Source organism: Variovorax frigidus (genome assembly GCF_051216515.1).
Lineage (GTDB): Bacteria > Pseudomonadota > Gammaproteobacteria > Burkholderiales > Burkholderiaceae_C > Variovorax.
Genome location: NZ_JBPJZF010000008.1, coordinates 142,946 through 158,512, shown reverse-complemented (window position 1 = coordinate 158,512; position 15,567 = coordinate 142,946). Strand labels below are relative to the sequence as shown.

Below are 15,567 nucleotides of genomic sequence, written 5' to 3'. Positions count from 1 at the left end.
CGGGCTCAGCGGGATGCGGCTTCGCGCGGCGCGCGTCGCACCAGCAGCCGCTCGATCGCCTCGAACACCAGTTCGCTCGCGAGCGCCAGCGCGGCCGCGGGCAGCGCGCCGGCCAGCAGCAGCTGCCGGTCGTTGAGCGCCAGTCCGGTCACGATGCGTTCGCCGAAGCCGCCCGCGCCGATGAACGCCGCGATGGTGGCGGTGCCGATCGCGATCGCCGTGGCGGTGCGCACGCCCGCGATCAGCGTGGGCAGGGCCAGCGGCAGCACGACCAGGCGCAGGTTCTGTGCGCGCGTCATGCCCAGTGCGGTGCCCGCGTGGCGCAGACCGGTCGGCACTTCGCCGAGGCCCGTGACCGTGTTGCGCATGATCGGCAGCAGCGAATAGAGCGTGAGTGCGATCAGTGCCGGCCCGGTGCCGATGATCCCGAGCAGCGAGATCAGCACGGCCAGCAGCGCGAGCGAGGGCACGGTCTGCAGCAGGCCCGCGACGCCTAGCACCAGCGCGCGCGTGCGGGCATGCGGCGCCACGAGGATGGCCAGCGGCACGGCGATCAGGATCGCGAGGCCGACCGACACCGCCACCAGCAGCAGGTGCTGGCGTGCGAGCCGCCCCAGGTCGTCGCCGAACAGCTTGGCCATGAAGCCGCGCCGGGCCGACGGCGCGGTACCGCCGGCCAGGAAGTCGCGCGCGATGGTGTCGAAGGCCGTGCCCTGCAGCTCGGCGCGTGCGTTCATCGCGATCATCGCGCGCTCGTCGACGCGGCCCTCGAGCTTCTGCAGTGCGGCCCAGGCCTGCGGCAGACGCGTCGGCAGATCGAGCCGGTGCAGCACGATCGCGTCGTAGTGCGGGAAGTGGCCGCGGTCGTCCTGCAGCACGCGCAGGCCCAGGTGCGTGATCTTGGCGTCGGTCGTGTAGATGTCGATCACGTCGACCTGCTTCGCGGCGATGGCGTCGTAGGCCAGGCCATGGTCGAGGCCGGTGGGCTTCTGCGCGAAGCCATAGCGCGTGGCCAGCCCCTGCCAGCCGTCGGCGCGGCCGATGAACTCGTTCGACAGGCCCAGCGTCAGTTCGGGGTGGCGTGCCAGGTCGCTCAGCGTGCGCACCTGCAGTCGGTCGGCATCGGCCGCGCGCATGGCCAGCGCGTAGCCGTCGTTGAAGCCCAGCGGCACCGCGACGCCCAGGCCCAGCGGTGCGAGCCGGGCGTTCATCTCCTCGCGCGTCATCGAGGCCGAGCCCTGCAGGATCTCGAGCGCGATGGTGCCGGTGTACTCGGCATACAGGTCGATCGCACCCGAGCGCAGCGCCTCGTAGACGATCGAGGTGTTGCCCAGGCCCTGCCGCACCACGGGCGGTGCGGCCGTGTGCGGTGCGGCGCTCTGGGCCAGCAGCTCGGCCAGGATGTAGGACTCGGTGAAGCGCTTGGAGCCGATGCGCAGCGTGTCGCGGTCGGTCTGGGCGGACACCGGCAAGGCGAGTGCCACGGCCATGGCCACGAGGCAGGCCATGGCGAGAAGCCATGCACGGCGGAGCAGGGGCAGGCGCATCGGGCCAGTGTATCGGTCAGGCCGCGCTCCTACAGCCGTACGTGCGCCGCGCCGATGCGTGCGGGGTGCGGGCGCGGCGACATTCATGGCATCCCATTTTTCTCGAAAGCATCCATGGCCCCATCGTCCGTGCCGTCCCACCTTGCCGCCGAACATGGTGCGCGTGAGCTTCCCTCGGTGCTGGTCGACGGCTACAGCCTGCAGGTGCGCGACAACGAAGGCTTCGCCGGGGACCAGGCGAGCCAGACGGCCTTTCGCGCGCTGCTCGAGCAGTGGCGCAAGCGCCGGCGCAAGAACGGCGGCGAGGACCCGATGGGTGCGCTGCCTTCGCGCGAGCTGAGCAAGAAGGTGCTCGACCGCATGCTGACGCGCGACGGCTCCGAAGCCTCCGACATGCTGCACGGCGCGATCGAGGAGTTCGCCGAGGAACTCGCGCACGTGACGCGTCGCTTCCTGCGTGAGCCCTCCTGGCGGAAGGTCGAGCGCATCGTGATCGGCGGCGGCTTTCCCGAGAGCGATGTGGGCGAGCGCGCGATCCTGCAGGCCGCGGCGATTCTTCAGGAGATGAAGGTGCGGGTGCCGCTGGCGCGGCTGTCGCACGAGGTCGACGACGGCGGCCTGATCGGCTGGGTGCACCTGGTGCCGCCCGACATGCTGGCGGCCTACGACGCGATCCTGGCGGTCGACATCGGCGGCACCAACCTGCGCTGCGGCATCGTGAAGACGCGGCTGCGCAAGGCGCCCGACCTGTCGATGGCCAAGGTGGTGCGGCGCATGAAGTGGCGTCATGCCGAAGACAAGCCCAGCCGCAGCGGGATGCTCGAGCGGCTGGCGCAGATGCTGCAGGAACTGATCGATCACTGCACCGCCAAGGGCGTGCGGCTCGCGCCTTTCGTCGGTATCGCCTGCCCGGGTCGCATCCGCACCGACGGCTCGATCGCGGCTGGCACGCAGAACCTGCCGGGCGATTGGGAGAGCGACACCTTCCATCTGCCCAGCGAGCTGTGCAAGCGGTTGCCCACCATCGGCGGCGTGCCCACCACGGCGCGGCTGCACAACGACGCGGTGGTGCAGGGCCTGAGCGAATTGCCCTTCATGCGCGACGTCAAGCACTGGGCGATCCTCACGATCGGCACCGGGCTGGGCAATGCGAGCTACACCAACAAGCCCGAGGCGCGGGTGCCGCCGTCCAGTGAAGCGCCCGAAAAGAGCGGCAATCCGCCGAAACCGCTGAAGCCGATCGAGGACGCCAAGAAGGCCAAGGCCGCCAAGGCCACCAAAGCTGCGGAATCAGCGAAGACCACAAAGACGGCCCCGGGCCGCGCGCGCTAGAGCTGAAAGGCGATGGTGAGCAGCAGGCCTTCGGCCAGGTCGCGCAGCAGGCCCGGTCGACGCGCGCGGTAGGGCGCGCCGGCCGACGCGGTGGTCTCGATCCATTGCGCCAGCCAGTCGATCGGTCCGCAGCCGTAGAACACCACCGCCGCTTCGTGGTTGAGCAGCAGGCTGCGCAGGTCGAGGTTGATCGAGCCGCACATCGCCAGTTGCTCGTCGACCACCACGGCCTTGGCGTGCGCCATGAAGGGCAGCATGCGGAAGGTCACGCCCGCGCCAGCCAGGTCGCGCATGGCGCGCGCCCGCACGAAGTCGGCCAGCCGGTGGTTCGAACATTCGGGCACCGCGATGGTCACCTGCACGCCACGCCGCGCGGCCAGGCGCAGTGCATTGCGCAGGCCGTCGTCGGGCACGAAGTAGGGCGTGATCACGAGCACGCGGTGCTCGGCGCGGAAGCACGCATCGATCAGCAGCGCATGCGCGGTGTCTTCGGTCTGGTCGGGCCCGCTGGGCAGGAACTGCGCGAGCGTGCCGTCTTCGCGCATCGTATCGGTCGCGCTGGGCGGGATGTCGCGCGGCGTGGTGTCGCGCACCGAGGACCAGTCGTGCTCGAACTGCACCGCCGCGGCCTCGGCCACGCTGCCGTGCAGGTCGAAGGAGAGGTCGCGCCAGGGCACCGGATGCGCGTCGTTGCCGGTGAAGTATTCGCCCGCCAGGTTGCGCCCACCCGACCAGAGCCAGCGGTCGTCGGCGATCACCAGCTTGCGGTGGTTGCGCAGGTTGCGCGGGCCGTTGCGGCGCAGGCTGAACAGCGGCCGGAACACCGCCACCGTGCCGCCGGCCGAACGCAGCGCATCGAAGTGATGGGCCGGCAGCGTGAGCGCACCGAAGCCGTCGAGCAGCACGCGCACCGCCACGCCGTCGCGCGCCCGCCGGGTGAGCCGCGTCACGACCTCATGGCCCAACGTGTCGTCGCCGATGATGAAGGTGCAGACGTCGAGCCGCGTGCGCGCGCCGTCGATCACCTGCCACAGCGCATCGCGTGCCGCGGCGCCGTCGGCATGGAAGCGCGGCGCGCAGCGCCCGGGCGCGGGCAGGCCGAAGCTCTCGATGAGTTCGGCCGCCCAATGGCCCGCCGGCAGCGTGCGCGGCGGCCGCGGTGCGCCCACGGGCCGCAGCTTGCGCTGGCCGAACAGCAGGTAGATCGGCAGCGTGACGTAGGGGATCAGCAGCAGCCCCATGACCCATGCGATGGCCGTGGTCGGCGCCCGCTGCTCACGCCGCGCGCGCGTCGTCAGCACATAGACGAGCAGCGCGAAGGTCACGACCAGGAAGTGCTGGGAGGGCGAAGGCAGCCAGGGCTGGAGCAGGTGCGGCATGTCCGCAGAGATTAACCGGCTCGCGCCCGAGCGCCCTTAAGCCCGTCCAGCGAAGTACCAGGGACACCGCGGAACCGGCTTCGCCGGGCCGCCGGTGTCGCCCCCTTAGGGAGAGGGCGAAGCGACACGCAGTGCGCGAGACTTCGGGGGAGAGCCAAGTGCTCCGGGCCGCCGGTGTCGCCCCTTGAGGGGGAGGGCGCAGCGACACGAAGTGCGCGAGCCCTCGGGGGTGGGCCAAGGACACCGCGGAACCGGCTTCGCCGGGCCGCCGGTGTCGCCCCCTTGAGGGGGAAGGCGAAGCGACACGCAGTGCGCGAGCCCTCGGGGGGGAGTCATCACTCGGCTTCGATGCCCGCCGCCTTGATGATCCGACCCCAGCGATCCAGCTCCGACAGCTGGAACTTGGCCAGTTCCTCGGGCGGTGCGAAAGCGACTTCCTGCCCGGTCTTCTCGATCGCCTGGCGCACCGACGGCTGGGCCAGTGCATCGCGCATCAGTTCGCTGAGTCGCTTGACCACGGGCGCGGGCGTCTTCGCCGGTGCATAGAGCGCGTTCCAGTAGCCGAACTCGTAGCCGGGCAGCGAGGTGGCGATGGGCGGCACGTCGGGCACGAGCGGCGAGGGCGTCGTGCTGCTGATGCCCAAAGCGCGCAGCTTGCCGGCCTTGACCTGCGGCAGGCTGGTCGTGAGGTCGACGATCATCAGGTCGATCTGTCCGCCCACCAGGTCCAGCACGGCCGGCGGGTTGGCCTTGTACGGCACGTAGGTGAATTTCGTGCCGGTCGATTGCTGGAACAGCTCGGTCGCCACCTGCGCCGACGAACTGCCCGAACCGTAGTTGAGCTTGCCCGGTGCGCTCTTGGCCAGCGCCACCAGCTCGGCCACGTTGTTGGCCTTGACCTTGGGATTGACCACCAGCGCCAGGTAGCCGCGCGCCAGCAGCGCCACCGGCGCGAAGTCCTTGATCGGGTCGTAGCTCAGCTTCTTCAGCAGATGCGGATTGGCCGCCTGCGTGGTGTTGGTCGTCATGAACAGCGTGTAGCCGTCGGGCTGCGCGTTGGCCGTGTACTGCGCCGCGATGCTGCCGAAGGCGCCGGCGCGGTTGTCGACGACCACCGGCTGGCCGCTGGCCTTGGTGACCTCGGCCGCGATGGCGCGGGCCAGGCCGTCGGTCGCGCTGCCAGCGGTCGAGCCGAGCACGATGGTGATCGGCCGCGTGGGGTAGGTCTGGGCCAGTGCCGCACTGCCCAGGGGCAGCAGGGTGGCGAGCAGCAGCAGGGAGCGACGCAGTTTCATGGTTTGTCCTTGATAGTTATGAGGTAGCGCAAGAGAACAGAGGCGGCATCAGCGTGTGAGCTGCCAGCCCTTCAGCAGCGCGTGCAGCGCCTGCTGTTGTGCATCGGTCAACGGCCAGGCCGAGGGTGCACGGGTGGCGCCGCAGTCGTTGCCCATCATCTGCAGCGCGGTCTTGACCACGGTCACGTTGGTGCCGTTGTTCTCCTGCGCGCGCAGTTCCTCGAAGGGCAGCATGTCGTCGATCAGCCGCATGGCGCGTTCGTGGTTGGCGTCTTCGAGCGCGTGGTAGATCGCGACCGAGCGCTCGGGCATCACGTTGATCAGCCCCGAGGTGAAACCACGCGCACCGACCGCATAGAAGGGCGGCGCCCAGACCTCGGCCAGCCCGCCGACCCAGGCCAGCTGGCGATCGGCGGTGCGGCGCATCGCCTGCGCGAGCACCAGCGGCGTGGGCGAGGCCCACTTCACGCCGATCACCTCCGGCACGCGGCACAGCGCCTCGATGGCGTCGAGCCCGATGTTCTCGTTGCGCAGGTAGAGCACCAGCGGCAGGCCCTCGCCGGCCTCGGCGATCCGTTGCACATAGGCGAGCACGCCGCGCGGCGAGACGAAGGGGTCCGGCGGCTGATGCACCATCAGCGCATCGGCGCCGGCCGCGCGCGAGACGCGGGCCAGCGCGCAGGCCTCGTGCACGCTGCGGCCGATGCCGGCCAGGAGCGGCACGCGGCCGCGCACGCAGTCGGCCGAGATGCGCACGGCGTGTTCGGCCTCGTGCGCCTGCAGGCCGTAGAACTCGCTGGTGTTGCCGTTGGCCACCAGCACCTGCACGCCGGCGGCGATGGCGCGGTCGACCACCGGTTGCAGGGGTGCGGGCGCGATCGCGTCGTTCGCGTCGAAGGGAGTGACCAGAATGCCCGAAATGCCATTCAGCGCCTGGCGCAGTGCCGCGCCGTGAAAGAAACTCATCGCTTGTCTCCAGAATCATGAAAGCCGAGTGCTGACTCTAGAAAGCGGCGACGATGGCGTCCAATCCAATCAGGCGATGCCGCCATTCAAAAACTGAATCGTGTTCCAGCTCTCCCAACTCCGCTGCTTCGTGGCCGTGGCGACCGAACTTCATTTCGGTCGCGCCGCCGTCCTGCTGAACATGACCCAGCCGCCGCTCACGCGCCAGATCCAGCTGCTCGAGCACGAGGTGGGCGTGCGCCTGCTCGAACGCGCGGGCGGCACGGTGCGGCTCACGCTGGCCGGCAGCGTCTTCCTGCGCGAGGCCGAGGACATCCTGCGTCGCAGCCAGGCCGCCGCGCTCGCGGCACGGCGCGCGATGCAGGCCGATGCGGGCAGCATGACGCTGGGCTTCATCGCGGCGGCCAGCTTCTCGGTGCTGCCGACGGTGCTGCTCGCGCTGCGCTCCGCGCTGCCCGACGTGCAGGTGATGCTGCGCGAGATGCAGACCACCGACCAGCTCGACGCGCTGGCCGGCGACCGCATCGAGCTCGGCATCGTGCGGCCCTTCGCGCCGCGCAGCTTCGCCGCGGCGAGCACGCTGCTGCGCGAGTCGCTGGTGCTCGCCGCGCCAGTCGGCCATGCGCTGGCCGAGGGGCCGGCGATGCCGCTGTCGGCCCTGCAGGGCCAGCCCTTCATCGAGTTCTGTCCCTCGGAAACGCGCTATCTCTACGAGCTGATCGCCGGCCGTCTGCGCGCCGAGGGCGTGGCGCCCGAGACGGTGCAGACGCTGAGCCACACGCATTCGATCCTGTCGCTGGTGGACGCGGGCATGGGCGTGGCGCTGGTGCCCGCTTCGGCACGACGCCTGGGTTATGCCCACGTGGCCTTCCGCGCGCTGCAGCCGCATGCGGCGCTCGAATCGGAGTTGCACCTGGTCTGGCGCAAGGGCAGCCGCGATGGTGTGGCGAATACCGTGCGCGGGGTGCTGCAGCGGGCCTTTGCCGACACGCCCGGCTGAGCGCTCGCGCGGACAGGGACCCTAGTCGGTGCCCCAGACCTCGCGCGCCGTCTCGATCACCAGCCGCAGCTTGTTGCGCTGCGCCTCGACCGCGATGTTGTTGCCGTGCACCGTGCTCGAGAAGCCGCATTGCGGCGACAGCGCCAGCTGCTCCAGCGGTGCGTACTTGGCGGCCTCGTCGATGCGGCGCTTGAGCTCGTCCTTGTCTTCCATCTCGCCGAACTTGGTGGTCACCAGACCGAGCACCACGGTCTTGCCCTTGGGCAGGTAGCGCAGCGGCTTGAAGTCGCCCGAGCGCGCATCGTCGTACTCCATGAAGTAGGCGTCGAGGTCCATCTCCTGGAGCAGCGCCTCGGCCACGGGTTCGTAGTTGCCGGCGGCGGCGTGCGTGCTCTTGAAGTTGCCGCGGCACAGGTGCATGGCCAGCAGCATGCCCGGCGGCTTCTGCGCCACCACCTTGTTGATGAAGGCCGCATAGCGGTGCGGCAGCTCGTTCGGGTCGTCGCCGCGCTGGCGGGCGGCTTCGCGCATGTGCTCGTCGCAGAGGTAGGCGAGGTTGGTGTCGTCCATCTGCACATAGGTGCAGCCGGCCGCGGCCAGCGAGCGCAGTTCGTCGCCGTAGGCCTTGGCCACGTCGTCGTAGAACACCGGGTCGAGCTCGGGGTAGGCCACCTTGCTGATGCCCGCGCGTCCACCGCGGAAATGAAGCATGGTGGGCGAGGGGATGGTCACCTTGGGCGTGCGGCCCGCGGCCACCTGGCTTTTCAGGTAGGCGAAGTCGGCCAGCTGTATGTTCTTCGCGTGCGTGACCTTGTCGATCACGCGCAGCACCGGCGGCGCGAGCTCCTCGCGGCCGTCGGGCTTTCGGATCGTGACCGGGATATCGGTCTTCACGCCGCCCAGCTGGTCGAGGAAGTCGATGTGGAAGTAGGTGCGCCGGAACTCGCCGTCGGTGATGCTCTTGAGGCCCACGTCCTCCTGGAACTTCACGATCTCGGTGATGGCCCGGTCTTCGACCGTGCGCAACTGCTCGGGCGTGATCGCTCCCTTGGCCTTCTGCTCGCGGGCTTCGAGCAGGTAGTGGGGGCGCAGGAAGCTGCCGACATGGTCGTAGCGGGCGGGGAGGGCGGCATGCTGGGACATCGATGACTCCGTTGGATTCTGGACAACGAGACGCATCCTATCCGCTCCAAAGTGCCGTTGGGTGTGTACAGCGAGGCCAGTGTTTACCCTCGTTTCGGCGATGAATCGCTGTGAGTTCTTCGATTTCTGTATACATTGGGTATTCATGAAATCGCCTGCGAACACCTTTCCGCTGAACGCCTGGTATGCCGCCGCCTACGACGTCGAAGTGCGTCACGCGCTGCTGCCACGCACCCTCTGCAATCAGAAGGTGGTGCTGTTCCGCCGCACCGACGGGCAGGTGGCCGTGCTCGAGGACGCCTGCTGGCACCGGCTGATGCCGTTGTCGCTGGGTCGCCTCGAAGGCGATGAACTGGTCTGCGGCTACCACGGCCTGGTCTACAACAGCCAGGGCCGCTGCACCCACATGCCGAGCCAGGAAACGCTCAACCCCTCGGCCTGCGTGCGCAGCTTTCCGGCGGTGGAGAAGCACCGCTTCGTCTGGGTCTGGCCCGGCGACCCGGCCAAGGCCGACCCGGCGCTGATCCCCGACATGCACTGGAACGACGACCCGGCCTGGGCCGGCGACGGCAAGATGATCCGGGTGAACTGCGACTACCGGCTGGTGGTCGACAACCTCATGGACCTGACGCACGAGACCTTCGTGCACGGCTCGTCCATCGGCAGCCGCGAAGTGGCCGAGGCGCCCTTCGTGGCCACGCACGGCGACCGCTCGGCCACCGTCACGCGCTGGATGGAAGACATCGACCCGCCGCCCTTCTGGGGCAGCCAGATCCGCCATGCGCGCGGCTACACCGGCAAGGTCGACCGCTGGCAGATCATCCGTTTCGAAGGCCCGTGCACAGTCAACATCGACGTCGGCGTGGCCGAGGCCGGCAGCGGTGCGGTGCCGAAGAACGGCGACGCGGGCGATCGCAGCAAGGGCGTCAACGGCTATGTGCTCAACACCATCACGCCGGAAACCGACAAGACCTGCCTGTATTTCTGGGCCTTCTCGCGCAACTACTGCATCGGCGAACAGCGCCTCACGCACGAGCTGCGCGAGGGCGTTTCGGGCATCTTCCGCGAGGACGAACTGGTGCTCGAGGCCCAGCAGAAGGCCATGGACGACCACCCCGACCACCAGTGCTACAACCTCAACATCGACGCCGGTTCGATGTGGGCGAGGCGGCTGATCGACCGCATGGTCGAGAAGGAAAAGCCCGCGCGTTCGCCGATTCCCATCCACGCCGTCGAGGGGCAGGGCGCATGAAGGTCGCCGCCATGTCCCCCGCCGCCGAGCCCGGCGACAGCGGGAGCTCGCAGGCCGTGAAGGCGCAGCTGCGGCTGCGCGAAATGATCCTGGCGGGTGAACTGCCTGGCGGTGCGCGCATCGCCGAAGTGGCCATCTCCGAGCAGCTCGGCGTGTCGCGCACGCCGGTGCGCACCGCGCTGATGCGGCTCGAACAGGAGGGCCTGCTCGAAGCGCTGCCGAATGGCGGCTATGCGGTGCGCACGTTCTCCGAACGCGACGTGGCCGACGCCATCGAACTGCGCGGCACGCTCGAAGGCCTGGTCGCGCGGCTCGCGGCCGAGCGCGGCGCGGCGCCGGTGGTCTTGCGCGAGGCGCGCGCCTGCCTGACGCGCATCGACGAACTCCTGCGCGAGCCCGCGCTCGACGACGCGGCCTTCTCACGCTACGTGACGCACAACGAACGCTTCCACGCGCTGCTGTGCGAGATGGCGGGCAGCCCGGTCATCGCGCAGCAGCTGGCGCGCGTGGTGAACCTGCCGTTCGCGTCGCCCTCGGGCTTCGTCATCGTGCAGGCCAATTCGCCCGCCGCGCGCGACATGCTGGTCATTGCGCAGGACCAGCACCTGCAGGTGCTCGACGCCATCGAGTCCGGCGAAGGTTCGCGCGCCGAGGCGCTGATGCGCGAGCACAGCCGCATCGCGCGGCGCAACCTGCGCGAGGCGCTGCATGGCGCGCCCACCGCCGAGCAGCGCCCCTTGCCGGGCGTGCAGCTGATCCGCCGCCGCGGCTGAGCGGTCGCCCTTCCTTCGCCTTGGGTGTTCTCTCGATGAAAAGCGATCTTCAATGGCTGCGGGCGCAGGTCCTGGCGTTGCGCGATGTCACGCCCACCGTGCGCGAATTCGAATTGCGGCCCGACGACGGCTTTGCGGGCGCCTGCGAGCCCGGTGCTCACCTGCAGGTGCAAGTGATGACGGCGCAGGGCAAACTGCAGACCCGGTCGTACTCGCTGGTCGGCGAGGGCGATGGCCAGTGCTGGCGCATTGCAGTGAAGCGGCTCGACGATGGCCGTGGCGGCTCGCGCGCGATGTGGCAACTGGGCGTGGGCGACCGCCTGCAGGTGAGCGCGCCGCAGAACCACTTTCGGCTCGACCTCGGCGCACCCGGTTACCTGCTGGTGGCGGGCGGCATCGGCATCACGCCGCTGGTGGGGATGGCACAGCGTCTGGGCGCCCATGCGCAACGTACCGGCGTGCCGGTGCGGATGCTCTACGGTGCGCGCCATGCAGGCGAGTTCGGCTACCTCTCGCTGCTGCAAGACGCACTGGGCGAGGGCGTGTCGGTCCACGAAGGCGGGGAACCCATCGACTTCGATGCCGCCATCGCCGCGCTGCCGCCCGGCGGCCAGCTCTACACCTGCGGCCCGGTGCCGATGCTGGAAGCGATCAAGCGCGCCTGGCATGCAGCGGGCCGGCCGCTCGAAGACCTGCGCTTCGAGACCTTCGGCAGCAGCGGCCGGCTGCCCACGCAGGCCTTCCAGGTCCGCATTCCGCGCCACGACCTGACGATCACCGTGCCGGCCGACAGCACGCTGCTCGATGCGCTCGAGGCGGCCGGCGTGCAGACACTCTGGGACTGCAAGCGCGGCGAATGCGGCCTGTGCGCGATGGACGTGCTGGCCGTGGACGGGGAAGTCGACCACCGCGACGTGTTCCTCGGCGCCCACGAAAAAGCGTCATGCACGCGCATCTGCGCCTGCGTGTCACGCGCCGTGGGCACGCTCACGCTCGACTCCGCCTACCGCCCGGACGCCTGAGCCCGCGATGCCGACCCGATCACTCCAGCTTGTGCAGGATCTCGTAGGCCAGCCGGATCCGCGGCGCGATCGGCATGTTCCTGTTGGCCAGCACCACGATGCCGATCTTCTTCGCGGGCACGAAGGCCACATAGGCCGCGAAGCCGTTGGTCGAGCCGGTCTTGTTGATCCACACGGCCTGCTGCGGCGGCTGCGGCGGGTCGATGGGCGTGACGTCCTGGCTTTCGTAGGCGACCTTGTCGGCATTGCCTTCGAGCAGCGCCGGCAGCGTGACCGGATGGCTGTACTGCTCCCAGACCAGGTCCTGCGTCATCGCGCCCATCCGGAAGTAGCCGGTGTGGGTGTCGGCGATGGCGCGCTGCAGCGGTGTCGTGCCCGGTCCGCGCAGGTTGGCCTCGACGAAACGGATCAGGTCGCGTGCGCTGGTCCGCACGCCGTAGGCCTCGGCGCCCAGCACGCCGCCGCGCAGGCGGATCGGCGCGTCCGCCTTGGTGTAGCCCTGCGCGTACGACGGCATCTGCGCGGCGGGCACGTCGAGGGTGGTGTGCTTCAGGCCGAGCGGGCGGAAGACGTGCTGCGCCATCGCCTCTTCGAAGGACATGTCCAAACTTTTCGCCGCGATCAGGCCCAGCATGCCGATGCTCGGGTTGGCGTAGGTCCGACGCGTGCCTGCGACGTACTGCGGCTGCCAGGCCCGGAGGTAGTCGAACAGCTGCCCGGTGGTCTGCACCGCATCGGGCACCTGCAGCGGAAATCCGCCCGCGGTATGGGTGCCGAGGTGCATCAGCGTGGTCTTGTCGCCGAAGGCGCTGCCTTCGAGCGGCGGCAGGTATCTGGCCGGGTGGTCGGTGAGCGCCAGCCGGCCGGTGGCCTGGGCGTAGCTGGCCAGCGTGGCGGTGAAGGTCTTGCTGATCGAACCGATCTCGAACAGCGTGTCGCTGCTGACCGGGCGCTGCGTCTGCTTGGACGCGACGCCGTAGTTGAAGAAGTGCTGCTTGCCGTCGACGGTGATCGCGATCGCCAGGCCGGGGACGCCGTTCTGCTGCATCAGGGTGCTGGCCGCTTCGCGCACGACCGCGTCGAGCTTCGAGGGCGACGTCGGCGCCTTGGCGAGGGCGGCGCTTCCGAGAGAGAAGAACGCGCCGACGAGGAGGACGATGCCAGCGCGGTGTCTGCGTCTTGCGTGCATGGGTTTCTTTCGTGTGTGACAGGAGAAAGAATGCTACCCGCGGCCCGCCGTTGCGCGATCACCGCACATGTTGCATGTTGTTCGCGCACAATGCCGCCGCGGCATCGGTCGCCTAGGGGATTGCCGCGCAGTCGGCGCGCCCGGGCGTGTTCACAATGACGCCGGTCACGGCATTCCATATTCCTCAGGAGACAACCATGCAACGTCGCCATCTCGTCCAGGCTGCAGGCCTGACCGCCATCGCACTGGCCCTGCCTTTCGCCGCGCAGGCGCAGACCACGCCTTTCAAGATCGGTCTGATCCTGCCGATGACGGGCCAGTCGGCTTCCACCGGCCGCCAGATCGAAGCGGCGGCCCGCCTGTACATGGCGCAGAACGGCGACACCGTCGCCGGCCGGAAGATCGAGCTGATCGTCAAGGACGACACCGGCCTGCCCGACGTGACCAAGCGCCTGGCGCAGGAGCTGGTGGTGAACGACAAGGTCGGCGTGCTCGCCGGCTTCGGCCTGACGCCGCTGGCGCTGGCCGTGGCGCCCATCGCCACCCAATCGAAGACGCCCCAGCTCGTGATGGCCGCGGCCACATCGAGCATCACCGAAGCGTCGCCCTACATCGTCCGTTCGAGCTTCACGCTGCCGCAGGTGTCGGTGGCCATGGGCGACTGGGCGCCGAAGAACGGCGTGAAGACGGTGGTCACGCTGGTGGCCGACTATGGCCCGGGCAACGACGCCGAGAAGTTCTTCACCGAACGCTTCCAGCTCAACGGCGGCAAGGTGCTCGACAAGCTGCGCGTGCCGCTGCGCAACCCCGATTTCGCACCCTTCCTGCAGAAGGTGCGTGACACCAAGCCCGATGCGCTCTTCGTGTTCGTGCCTTCGGGCGCGGGCGCGGCGGTGATGAAGCAGTTCCTCGAACGCGGCATGGACAAGGCCGGCATCCGGCTGATCGCGACCGGCGACGTGACGGACGACGATCAGCTCAACGACATGGGCGACGGCGCGCTGGGCGTGGTCACCTCGCACCACTATTCGACCGCCCACCCGTCGGCGATGAACAAGAAGTTCGTCGAGGCCTTCGAGAAGGCCAATCCGAAGATGCGCCCCAACTTCATGGCCGTCGGTGGCTATGACGGCATGCGCGTGATCTACGAGGCGCTCAAGGCCACGGGTGGCAAGGGCGAAGGCACCGCGCTGCTGGAGAAGATGAAGGGCCAGATCTTCGAGAGCCCGCGCGGCCAGGTGCTGATCGATGCGCAGACGCGTGACATCGTGCAGGACGTGTACCTGCGCAAGGTCGAGAAGAAGGACGGGCAGCTGTACAACGTGGAGTTCGACGTGATCAAGGGCGTGAAGGACCCGGGCAAGGCGAACTAAGGCCCCGGACTGTTTAGGTAAGCCCCCGTCCGTTCGGCCTGAGCTTGTCGAAGGCTGGCGCGCACTGCGCCCCGGCTTCGACAGGCTCAGCCCGAACGGTTGCCGGCGAATCCCGAACGGTTGCCGACGAGCCCGAACGGTTGCCGACGAACCTGAACGATTGCCAACGAACCCGAACGGTTGCCGACAACTCCGTCCGTCCGGCGTGACAACCCCGTCCGTTCGGCCTGAGCTTGTCGAAGGCTGGCGCGCACTGCGCCCCGGCTTCGACAGGCTCAGCCCGAACGGTTGCCGACGAGCCCGAACGGTTGCCAACGAATCCGAACGTTGCCGACGAACCCGAACGATTGCCAGCGAACCCTTGAACGGCTACCAGAAATTTCATGCTCACCATTCTTTTCGATGGCATCGCCTACGGCATGCTCCTCTTCGTGCTCGCGGTCGGGCTGGCCGTGACGCTGGGACTGATGAACTTCATCAACCTCGCGCACGGTGCGTTCGCCATGGCGGGCGGCTACCTCACGGTGTTCGCGATGCAGAAGCTGGGCATCCCGTTCCTGCTGTGCCTGCCGCTGGCCTTCGTGGTGGTGGGCGGTGCCGGTGCGCTGCTGGAGCGCACGCTCTACCGGCCCATGTACGGCAAGTCGCACCTCGACCAGGTGCTGTTCTCCATCGGCCTGACCTTCATGGCGGTGGCCGCCATCGACTACTTCGTCGGCTCCTCGCAGCAGAACCTCCAGTTGCCCGAGTGGCTGCGCGGGCGCACCGAACTCGGCGACGGCGCGTGGATGCTGGGCATGGGCCATTACCGGCTGTTCATCGTCGCGGTGTGCGCGGTGCTCACCGTGGTGCTGCAGTTGATCCTGTCGAAGACGCGCTTCGGCAGCCGCCTGCGCGCCGCGGTCGACGACCCGCGCGTGGCCTCGGGGCTGGGCATCGACGTCAACCGCGTGTTCCTGCTGACCTTCGCGGTCGGCTCGGGGCTGGCCGGGCTCGGCGGCGCGCTGGGCGCGGAGATCCTCGGGCTCGATCCGACCTTCCCGCTCAAGTACATGATCTATTTCCTGATCGTGGTCTCGGTCGGCGGCACCTCGTCCATCACCGGGCCGCTCGCGGCCGCATTGCTGCTCGGCGTGGCCGACGTGGCCGGCAAGTACTTCATTCCGAAGATGGGGGCGTTCACCGTCTACCTGCTGATGATCCTGATCCTGATGTGGCGCCCGCAGGGCCTGTTCACGCGCAAGGGGGGCCGGTGAATGAGCGCTCCCCCAGGCTTCGCGCACTTCGTGTCGCTTC

The 15,567-nt window shown here is 68.9% G+C and carries 13 protein-coding genes; 7 read left to right on the top strand and 6 right to left on the bottom strand.

Annotated elements, in window-relative coordinates; all coding sequences use genetic code 11:
* Nucleotides 1–5: 5 nt before the first annotated feature.
* Entirely contained in the window at nt 6–1,547 is a 1,542-nt protein-coding gene (locus ACSFBC_RS23965; protein WP_435512833.1) for a glycine betaine ABC transporter substrate-binding protein, read from the bottom strand.
* Between the two features lie 114 nt (nt 1,548–1,661).
* Between ACSFBC_RS23965 and ACSFBC_RS23960 the strand changes: the two genes are divergently transcribed.
* Nucleotides 1,662–2,879, top strand: coding sequence for an ROK family protein (locus tag ACSFBC_RS23960; protein ID WP_435512832.1), 1,218 nt, complete (start codon nt 1,662–1,664; stop codon nt 2,877–2,879).
* Here ACSFBC_RS23960 and ACSFBC_RS23955 read toward each other — a convergent pair.
* From ACSFBC_RS23955 to ACSFBC_RS23945, 3 genes are all read right to left on the bottom strand, one after another.
* Complete coding sequence (locus tag ACSFBC_RS23955) at nt 2,876–4,258, bottom strand: phospholipase D-like domain-containing protein (protein ID WP_435512831.1); 1,383 nt, start codon at nt 4,256–4,258, stop codon at nt 2,876–2,878. The two genes, ACSFBC_RS23960 and ACSFBC_RS23955, sit on opposite strands and share 4 nt — an antisense overlap.
* A 335-nt stretch (nt 4,259–4,593) precedes the next feature.
* On the bottom strand, nt 4,594–5,553 hold the full coding sequence (locus ACSFBC_RS23950) for a Bug family tripartite tricarboxylate transporter substrate binding protein (RefSeq protein ID WP_435512830.1): 960 nt from the start codon (nt 5,551–5,553) through the stop codon (nt 4,594–4,596).
* A 48-nt stretch (nt 5,554–5,601) separates the two neighbouring features.
* Nucleotides 5,602–6,519, bottom strand: coding sequence for a dihydrodipicolinate synthase family protein (locus ACSFBC_RS23945; RefSeq protein WP_435512829.1), 918 nt, complete (start codon nt 6,517–6,519; stop codon nt 5,602–5,604).
* Between the two features lie 100 nt (nt 6,520–6,619).
* Between ACSFBC_RS23945 and ACSFBC_RS23940 the strand changes: the two genes are divergently transcribed.
* Nucleotides 6,620–7,519, top strand: a complete 900-nt coding sequence (locus tag ACSFBC_RS23940) for a LysR family transcriptional regulator (protein ID WP_435512828.1) — start codon at nt 6,620–6,622, stop codon at nt 7,517–7,519.
* A gap of 21 nt (nt 7,520–7,540) precedes the next feature.
* Here ACSFBC_RS23940 and ACSFBC_RS23935 read toward each other — a convergent pair whose 3' ends face one another.
* Entirely contained in the window at nt 7,541–8,662 is a 1,122-nt protein-coding gene (locus ACSFBC_RS23935; RefSeq protein ID WP_435512827.1) for a 5-methyltetrahydropteroyltriglutamate--homocysteine S-methyltransferase, read from the bottom strand.
* A gap of 145 nt (nt 8,663–8,807) precedes the next feature.
* On the opposite strand from ACSFBC_RS23935, the gene ACSFBC_RS23930 reads away from it, so the two are divergent.
* The 3 genes from ACSFBC_RS23930 to ACSFBC_RS23920 are packed head-to-tail and all read left to right on the top strand — an operon-like array spanning nt 8,808 to nt 11,709.
* Entirely contained in the window at nt 8,808–9,914 is a 1,107-nt protein-coding gene (locus tag ACSFBC_RS23930) for an aromatic ring-hydroxylating dioxygenase subunit alpha (RefSeq protein ID WP_435512826.1), read from the top strand.
* Complete coding sequence (locus ACSFBC_RS23925; RefSeq protein ID WP_435512825.1) at nt 9,911–10,687, top strand: GntR family transcriptional regulator; 777 nt, start codon at nt 9,911–9,913, stop codon at nt 10,685–10,687. Before ACSFBC_RS23930 ends, ACSFBC_RS23925 begins: the two co-directional genes overlap by 4 nt.
* A gap of 35 nt (nt 10,688–10,722) precedes the next feature.
* The gene (locus tag ACSFBC_RS23920; protein WP_435512824.1) at nt 10,723–11,709 is read left to right on the top strand and encodes a PDR/VanB family oxidoreductase; all 987 of its coding nucleotides are present in this window, start codon (nt 10,723–10,725) and stop codon (nt 11,707–11,709) included.
* Between the two features lie 19 nt (nt 11,710–11,728).
* Here ACSFBC_RS23920 and ampC read toward each other — a convergent pair whose 3' ends face one another.
* On the bottom strand, nt 11,729–12,898 hold the full coding sequence (gene ampC, locus ACSFBC_RS23915; RefSeq protein WP_435512823.1) for a class C beta-lactamase: 1,170 nt from the start codon (nt 12,896–12,898) through the stop codon (nt 11,729–11,731).
* Between the two features lie 197 nt (nt 12,899–13,095).
* Between ampC and ACSFBC_RS23910 the strand changes: the two genes are divergently transcribed.
* Nucleotides 13,096–14,271, top strand: coding sequence for an ABC transporter substrate-binding protein (locus ACSFBC_RS23910; RefSeq protein ID WP_435512822.1), 1,176 nt, complete (start codon nt 13,096–13,098; stop codon nt 14,269–14,271).
* A gap of 383 nt (nt 14,272–14,654) precedes the next feature.
* The gene (locus ACSFBC_RS23905) at nt 14,655–15,527 is read left to right on the top strand and encodes a branched-chain amino acid ABC transporter permease (RefSeq protein ID WP_435512821.1); all 873 of its coding nucleotides are present in this window, start codon (nt 14,655–14,657) and stop codon (nt 15,525–15,527) included.
* Nucleotides 15,528–15,567 lie beyond the last annotated feature (40 nt).

Coding starts and splice junctions, on each gene's coding strand:
- ACSFBC_RS23965 (WP_435512833.1), bottom strand. CDS start 1,547: ATGCGCCTGCCCCTGCTCCGCCGTGCATGGCTTCTCGCCATGGCCTGC.
- ACSFBC_RS23960 (WP_435512832.1), top strand. CDS start 1,662: ATGGCCCCATCGTCCGTGCCGTCCCACCTTGCCGCCGAACATGGTGCG.
- ACSFBC_RS23955 (WP_435512831.1), bottom strand. CDS start 4,258: ATGCCGCACCTGCTCCAGCCCTGGCTGCCTTCGCCCTCCCAGCACTTC.
- ACSFBC_RS23950 (WP_435512830.1), bottom strand. CDS start 5,553: ATGAAACTGCGTCGCTCCCTGCTGCTGCTCGCCACCCTGCTGCCCCTG.
- ACSFBC_RS23945 (WP_435512829.1), bottom strand. CDS start 6,519: ATGAGTTTCTTTCACGGCGCGGCACTGCGCCAGGCGCTGAATGGCATT.
- ACSFBC_RS23935 (WP_435512827.1), bottom strand. CDS start 8,662: ATGTCCCAGCATGCCGCCCTCCCCGCCCGCTACGACCATGTCGGCAGC.
- ACSFBC_RS23930 (WP_435512826.1), top strand. CDS start 8,808: ATGAAATCGCCTGCGAACACCTTTCCGCTGAACGCCTGGTATGCCGCC.
- ACSFBC_RS23925 (WP_435512825.1), top strand. CDS start 9,911: ATGAAGGTCGCCGCCATGTCCCCCGCCGCCGAGCCCGGCGACAGCGGG.
- ACSFBC_RS23920 (WP_435512824.1), top strand. CDS start 10,723: ATGAAAAGCGATCTTCAATGGCTGCGGGCGCAGGTCCTGGCGTTGCGC.
- ampC (WP_435512823.1), bottom strand. CDS start 12,898: ATGCACGCAAGACGCAGACACCGCGCTGGCATCGTCCTCCTCGTCGGC.
- ACSFBC_RS23910 (WP_435512822.1), top strand. CDS start 13,096: ATGCAACGTCGCCATCTCGTCCAGGCTGCAGGCCTGACCGCCATCGCA.
- ACSFBC_RS23905 (WP_435512821.1), top strand. CDS start 14,655: ATGCTCACCATTCTTTTCGATGGCATCGCCTACGGCATGCTCCTCTTC.